Origin of the sequence: Nitrososphaera sp. AFS, assembly GCF_009898475.1 — an archaeon.
Classification (GTDB): domain Archaea; phylum Thermoproteota; class Nitrososphaeria; order Nitrososphaerales; family Nitrososphaeraceae; genus Nitrosopolaris.
Genome location: NZ_QURE01000119.1, coordinates 1 through 6808, shown reverse-complemented (window position 1 = coordinate 6808; position 6808 = coordinate 1). Strand labels below are relative to the sequence as shown.

Annotated in this window: 10 protein-coding genes and 1 pseudogene; 3 read left to right on the top strand and 8 right to left on the bottom strand. The window is 38.2% G+C overall.

The genetic code is table 11. The features are described 5' to 3' along the window. Nucleotides 1–185: 185 nt before the first annotated feature. From DYY65_RS10630 to DYY65_RS10620, 3 genes and pseudogenes are all read right to left on the bottom strand, one after another. A pseudogene (locus tag DYY65_RS10630) lies at nucleotides 186–604 on the bottom strand (secondary thiamine-phosphate synthase enzyme YjbQ). Between the two features lie 54 nt (nucleotides 605–658). Then, nucleotides 659–913 carry a hypothetical protein gene (locus tag DYY65_RS10625; protein WP_162477936.1) on the bottom strand — a complete coding sequence of 85 codons (255 nt, stop codon included), beginning with the start codon at nucleotides 911–913 and terminating at the stop codon, nucleotides 659–661. A gap of 9 nt (nucleotides 914–922) precedes the next feature. Continuing rightward, entirely contained in the window at nucleotides 923–1153 is a 231-nt protein-coding gene (locus tag DYY65_RS10620; RefSeq protein WP_162477935.1) for a hypothetical protein, read from the bottom strand. A gap of 286 nt (nucleotides 1154–1439) precedes the next feature. Between DYY65_RS10620 and DYY65_RS10615 the strand changes: the two genes are divergently transcribed. After that, complete coding sequence (locus tag DYY65_RS10615; protein ID WP_162477934.1) at nucleotides 1440–1652, top strand: hypothetical protein; 213 nt, start codon at nucleotides 1440–1442, stop codon at nucleotides 1650–1652. A gap of 216 nt (nucleotides 1653–1868) precedes the next feature. Here DYY65_RS10615 and DYY65_RS10610 read toward each other — a convergent pair whose 3' ends face one another. Both DYY65_RS10610 and DYY65_RS10605 read right to left on the bottom strand, forming a co-directional pair. Then, the gene (locus DYY65_RS10610) at nucleotides 1869–2396 is read right to left on the bottom strand and encodes a hypothetical protein (protein WP_162477933.1); all 528 of its coding nucleotides are present in this window, start codon (nucleotides 2394–2396) and stop codon (nucleotides 1869–1871) included. Between the two features lie 555 nt (nucleotides 2397–2951). Continuing rightward, on the bottom strand, nucleotides 2952–3260 hold the full coding sequence (locus DYY65_RS10605; protein ID WP_162477932.1) for a hypothetical protein: 309 nt from the start codon (nucleotides 3258–3260) through the stop codon (nucleotides 2952–2954). A gap of 983 nt (nucleotides 3261–4243) precedes the next feature. Here DYY65_RS10605 and DYY65_RS10600 point away from each other — a divergent pair. Both DYY65_RS10600 and DYY65_RS10595 read left to right on the top strand, forming a co-directional pair. Next, complete coding sequence (locus tag DYY65_RS10600; protein WP_162477931.1) at nucleotides 4244–4990, top strand: hypothetical protein; 747 nt, start codon at nucleotides 4244–4246, stop codon at nucleotides 4988–4990. A gap of 91 nt (nucleotides 4991–5081) precedes the next feature. Beyond that, nucleotides 5082–5333, top strand: a complete 252-nt coding sequence (locus DYY65_RS10595) for a universal stress protein (RefSeq protein WP_162477930.1) — start codon at nucleotides 5082–5084, stop codon at nucleotides 5331–5333. 346 nt (nucleotides 5334–5679) lie between these two features. Here DYY65_RS10595 and DYY65_RS10590 read toward each other — a convergent pair whose 3' ends face one another. The 3 genes from DYY65_RS10590 to DYY65_RS10580 form a co-directional block, all read right to left on the bottom strand. Beyond that, nucleotides 5680–5883, bottom strand: a complete 204-nt coding sequence (locus DYY65_RS10590) for a hypothetical protein (protein ID WP_162477929.1) — start codon at nucleotides 5881–5883, stop codon at nucleotides 5680–5682. 87 nt (nucleotides 5884–5970) lie between these two features. Beyond that, nucleotides 5971–6300, bottom strand: a complete 330-nt coding sequence (locus DYY65_RS10585) for a hypothetical protein (protein ID WP_201449464.1) — start codon at nucleotides 6298–6300, stop codon at nucleotides 5971–5973. A 74-nt stretch (nucleotides 6301–6374) separates the two neighbouring features. Beyond that, nucleotides 6375–6530 (bottom strand): hypothetical protein, encoded by a 156-nt coding sequence (locus DYY65_RS10580; protein ID WP_162477927.1) that lies wholly within the window; start codon nucleotides 6528–6530, stop codon nucleotides 6375–6377. Between the last annotated feature and the right edge of the window lie 278 nt (nucleotides 6531–6808).

Here is a 6808-nt window from a genome sequence, read left to right as displayed (position 1 = left end):
TGTCTTCTCGAATCCTTTATCTCTTCAATCGTTGAATCTGATTGTGAAGTATGATGAATGTAGTTTAATGATAAAGAATGAAGGTAACTCAATTATTACGGCCTCTAAATGCTTTTTCTAGACGCAACCATCCAAATATCCTTATTGATGCAATAATCAGATATGATGTGTCTCGTTTTCTATTATTATTCACCAATCACCTTTACTAGTACCTTTTTTTACGTTGCCCATCAAACTCTCCATAAAATATCTGTTCCCATGGGCCAAAGTCTAGTCTCCCGTTGGTAATTGCAACCAAAACCTCCCGTCCCATAATCTGGCGCTTCATGTGAGCATCAGCGTTATCCTCGCCAGTTTCGTTATGTTTATATTGTTCAGTAGGATCATGTGGCGCTAACTTTTCAAGCCATATGTCATAATCTTTATGCAGTCCGCTTTCATTATCATTTATAAATACACTAGCTGTGATATGCATAGCATTTACCAAACATAGACCTTCCTTAATTCCACTTTTTTCAACAATATTTCCAACTTCATGGGTTATATTCACAAATGTACGAGTAGTCTTGGTATTGAATGTAAGATATTCTGTTTTGGATATCACATTTGAGTATAGTATTTCATCAAGTTATATTTGTAGGGCCTGTGCATATATCCTTCAATTGGTAGCAGTAGTTATGGCTGGCGGACAAACAGCCAGTTCTATTACACTCAATTCGTACTCATAACAGAGCGAATACAATGCCGCTACATAGGGGCTTCCATGACCTATGATAGCATACTTCTTGACGTCCTCGGTTATTCCATTATCATGAACACGTAAAATGTACGCCTCGCCTTTGTAGAATTCTTTTAGGCCCATTATTATGGCATCGAATTTGTAATTATCTCTTAACCGATTGGAGTATCGCATATATATTTGTCACAATATTTTTGACCAGAATTTCTGCTTTCGGTTATGAGTGGTGGTACCGAAGTTCAGATTATAGATTCTAGTCTTAAACTTATCCAGGAGAGCAGCGGTACAAGCTCCCGTAATGACAATTGGATGTTTCTCCCATAAATTGTAGATTTCACTCCCGTTAATTGCCTCGAAGCCCCGCATTACTCTAGTATCAGATACAACCACGCAGCCACCAAGACTCTTCTGCAATAATACTGTCAAGTGTTCCTTTGTTTATCAGGTGTCTTCTTTATTTACATCAAGTTGTGAGTTGACTTTACATCGCAAAGATCAGTCAACGAGGCCACCAAGACTCAAGATATTGATTTGAGTTGGTTGGGCATTCGCAACTTATTCATAATGTTTAATCGCATAGGAGTATATCATACAAATATCCCGTTACATTTATGATAGGAATGACATTAGTTGGTTTACGATCTAGGTATTACTAGTGCACCTCAGTAAATTAAATGATCAAACATATTTGATATCAGGAATGGTTAAAAAGACCAAAAACAAAAGCATAGAAACAGGTAAAGGCCACAAAAAAAATAAAGTGATTGGCACTGGGAGTATTGCCCACCATATTCCAACGGCATCATTCTTTGTGATTCAAGTTGTCATCCTTCAAACTGTTTTCTTCTGGAATTCTCTAGGCGCGCCGAGCATATCTGGGAACAGCCATAAATTATTTAATATGCAGAATTAGAGAAATCATTGGCTTTGTAAAACCAAAGAACTTACCGACAAAAGAGACCACAGGAAGGCTATTTTGTATTATTCGGAATCGTCCCCCTACCTGCCTCCAGAGCTATAACCTACTGCCTTAAACCCTTGCTTCCATTAATTCTAGTCCGTCAGAAAAATAGAAGAGGCTTCTATTGCATAATAGATTACTTCTGAATCCTAGTTTTGTTCCATCTCTTTACTTGGTGGTAGTCATACTGGTTCCGGCAGTCATTCCAGCTCCAGACGCAATTTGCTCAGCACCTATATCCACTGAAGTAGTAGGAGGAAATGTCATTGTTGTGCTTGTTGGGTTCCGGATTACTATATCTGTTATGCACAGCCAGTCACCATGTGTGTAAGGTTGCGAGACAAGATCTGCTTGGTAAAAACACATTTTGCCTGGTGTTGACAATGGTTTGATGAGTGTCAAATTGGCAGATGTAAGGTATCCGCCGTCCTGTCCAACAAGTATTTTCAAAGGAGAGGTTGAAGATGCATCACATGGAAGCTTTGCTTCTATATGCCCACTCTTTATCATGTAAGGCGTAGTGTCATAAAGAGGTATGAAATCGTTGGCTGGAATTGTTTTTCCTTCAAGCTCTATTACAGCTTGAGGGGGAAGTACTACTGTACTTTGCGAAATGCTAGGTGCTGAAGTTTTTGAAGAACTCATGTTGCTTACTTGTGCAGAAGCGTCTGTAGCTCCCAAAGCCACAAAGATCATTGATGCTACAACTGCTGCTAATTTTTTTTGCTTGCATTAATTAATGTACGTATAAGTATTATTAATAGAATGTGATTTACGCTAGTATGAACTGCCCTTAAATAGGTTTTGTAGACATAGAGTTGGCGTGGTTTCATTTATAGTAGCCACATAGTAGCCACCCAAATATCAGCTAAAAAAAGTCAAGCGGCACGAGATATACACACACGCATATTAAGTAGACATTATTTTTAGTTAGAATTTATGGCCATATGAGTGCTCATCTGGTAATTCAGCACTATGAGTGTTCTTTTAGATGATCCATCATCCATAATCTTTATTTCTCATCCTCTACAGTCTAGAAATGATGAATAAAGAAAACCATCAAGGAGAGGAACCAGTTATGTGCAGCAAAGAATAATCAGTAAATTTTCTGTCGAGCATGGCGGGCCATAGTTTAGTAATTGATCAACTCGTGTAATTCTCCCAACCGTTCTAAGCAATATCTCTTACTGTCCCGTCCCCCATTTATTGAAACCCTTAATCTCATGTCACAACGACAACAGAATATTTTTCCTACTGCATCAGGTCGCCAACAGATGGCGGAAATTCAACTGATACTCTCGCTATGGTATGACCAGGTATTATTTCCTGTGCTAATCGATTGTCATCTTGTAAATAATCTAATAAGAGATCATTATTCTGAGCATTCCTTGAAATAATGACTCGATTTGCTTCCGGATGTGGTAGATTCTTGTTCTCTACTTTTCCCACTCTTAATGTGGTTGTTTTGTGATCTATTAACTCTATACGGAGCGCCGAAATTTTGGTCGCGGTGTCTGCCCAATAGTACTCCCTGACAAGTTCTTCATTTTTTCCTAACATTCTAGTTAAATGAGGATAATTCATATTAAATGACCCAATGTTATTTTATTTGCTTGATTACTATCATACAATTAGTTTGTATACTGCTGGTGTCTAGTTCTAGTCCACGACAGACATGATGATCTATTTGAGTGATCTTGCTGGAGGGATATATTATATCCGCTCCTCTCTACCTGAACATAGACGATTCTGTTGTTAGGTTTTGTGGGCCAACATATTCCCTTTGGAATTTCGTTTCATTTTCTTCTTTAATACCCAACCCAAATAAGTAAGAAAACTAACTACTATGATCAGCGAAGAAACTATGGTTTATCTCTGTTCATTCTATCTACGACTGCTTCGCCATATGAATGATTAGAACAGAAATTTATGGAGTATATGCATATGATGATTTGGTGATTAGTTTATATCAGACGTACTTGACTGTGATAGTTTGTTGGACTAGTTGATAGATGGGATACAGATCATAACACCTTTCAGAGAAAAAAAATCGTATCGGTTGATTCACCATCCCTGGTGCGGTTAATCTGACTCAGTAATTTATAAATCTATAAAATATATTCTATATATTAATCCATTCTTAATATAGAATAATTGTTAAGAAGGCCAAAACAAAAGCAAAGAAGCCGGTAAAAGCCGCCAAAAAGAAATAATGCGGCAATGGAGTGTGGCCAAGCATACTCCAACGGTATTATCCTTTGTATCACTAGACAACCTATCACTATAGTTAGCACATCATATCCCGATTTGTCGTTTTGCTACTGACTCCATCAAATGGTGTTCCTTTAGCATTCACTAGACATGCTTGCTGAGTTCATAAATTCATGAAATAGGATTTCATCAACTGTGATACCATAAGATTGGATCTGACGATATTCTTAAAACTTAAAACTAGGGAAAATGATAAGAGTTGATTAAACACTTATGAGATCATCGTCATCCATAACATATAATGACAAAAGGTTGAAAGGGAGTCCGAACAAATGAAAATCCTTTTGGCTGCATTCATTACCGCTGCATTCCTATTTTTGATTATACCTATCAACGTAGTTGCTACCTTACCATCCGTGATAATGCCTGCAAATGGAAAAGGGTTTAAATCTCCTGAGACAATAGAATCACAATCAACACAACCCCCAACTATATCTAGCACTTCTCCTGGAGTCGAATCCGGAAAGGGTTCAAGCGGTACAATGGGCACACCTTTTACTGCATTATCACCTCCTGCGTCTCTTCCGCAACAACCTAATAGGCTTCCTGTCCTGCCCCAGTGTAGTTCTGGTTTGGCTGTCACGTTGCCACAGTGTCATGAAAACAGCCTTAGCCCCACGAGTCCAAATGCTCGCAGTAGTTCTACTGTTCCCTCTAGTCGCAATAATACCGGGTCTAGCATAGGATATCTAATCTCATGCAACCAAACGTCAGCCAGTGTGCCAACAACTGGTAATGCGGGTCAGACAGGAATGAAGATCACAATACCAAGCATCAGTAATCTTGCTTTACAAGGGGGAGAATTTCTTTGTAATTTGATTATACCCGGACATGTAACAACTAGCAATAATATCGCGACTGGCACATCAGCAAAAGACTTTGCGAGTGGTTATAATTTTGGGAAACAAGATTCAACTGTTGGAACAAGAGATCCTACAAGTAGCTGCAACCCTGAACGAGGTATAACTAACATAACTGCATGTGATTATGGATATATTCAGGGATACAACAAGCATTAAACCCCAGAAATACATCCTGACCATTGTTTTACCAGGACCAAAAGTCTACAAACGGCTAATGATCAAAATCCTAAATCAATAAATAATGGAAATGACACTACACGTTTACAAATTCACCAAGGGACAGGCTTACCATCATAGAAAAATCCCCGAGCGGCAAAAGGAGGTACTTGAAAAAAATGGCACAATGGGAAAAACGATAATTGAGTATGCCAGGAAAAACAAAATAGACATTATTGTAATTAGTACTAAGGGTATGACCACAGTGGAAGAATATTTTTTTGGAAGTGTGGTAAAAGATGTCTTCCAATATGCGCATTGTCCAGTGTTTACAATACGTTGACACACATAACAGCAGATCTTTTAGCATTTCTCCAAAATTGTATTTTCGGGCGCCGACTTCCAAAATTTAGGATTTCTTCATCTGTTACATCATAAGACTGCAATTTAGAGGATCATTTTGGGCCGAAATTTGATCCATTATTCCGATTATCGAAATACAACAACGAATAATCGATAGGACCACGTGATATGGAATTTAAGCGCGCCTTATTCATAAATCATGAATATTTAAGATATCTTTGTCTGTTACACTGTAGGATTGCAGTCTCATTAAATGCATTTAGGGCATCCATTCGGAGCGCCCAAAATAGATTCGCCATCTGTACTTGCCTACATATGTCATTCAATTATTTTCTTGCATAAATCAATTTCTCAGATGTATCGAGTCCATCCATCAAGGAATATACAGCCTCTCCATAGGGTAAATTTTCCACCTCAATTTTATTAAAGATCGCAGCATGAAACGCTGATAATTCAATAAACCTAATCTCAGTGAAATAAGTTGAATTATTTCTTGATATCTGTTTGTGTGCGATTCTAGTATTTTGCAATTATTCCTTAGGCGCCTCTCCGTTTGTCTGAGTGATCTTATCCGCGCCAATTCTGTAACAATTTTTCGTAGATTATATCCCAATTGCTTAATCATTTGTAGAACGGATACAAGGGTACGTGGAGATTCCATGCAGAGACCATACTTCTGAAGTTCCTCCTAATTTTTTGAACTCCTCGATAATTTGGATATCGATATTCTTCTGCTCTAAAATTGCTCCAGCTTTTTCAATCTCTTCATCGTCATCTTGCTGTCGTTTGATGTGATCAGGAATCTTATCCAGTGGAATAATTGTTATTTGCGCGATTTGATTTGCAGTATCAATGAGTTTTTGAGGTTCCTTTGAAATGGTGATATTTGCGATTAGGGTCTCAATTTGCTCCAAACCGGCGCCCAATTTTTTAATATAATTATTCAATCTAACAATGGGCGCCAGATCATTAAACGTCATCCTTCACCTTTTAAGAAAACTGACAATTCTCTAATCGAATCCTAATCTTTACTCAATTCCCTCTTCCACTCGTTGATTATATTGCTAACAGTTCCGGCGCCAATTTTATTGTTCATGCCGAGTTCATCACGGGTATAACCGGAGAACCATTCTTTGATTACTTGACCTTTGATTTGTACTTCTACCGCCGGAGGCATCCTGTAGTAAACAGTTCTATGAGATTCTATATAAACTCGTCAGATGGGCGGCAAATATGTCGTCAGATGCTTATGGACGTGGAATGAGATTGTCCACTAAAAGTGATTTCTTAAGGATGGTGATATGACGCATTAGGGCGCCTCTGACCCTCCCTCTTCAAATGGTTCATCACATTATATCAAAATGGGAAAGATTGTTGTTACTACTTGAATGCTGATACTGCTTTTTTCAGATCATCGAAGCTCATTACAGGATGAAACTCAACTTCTGCACCCCA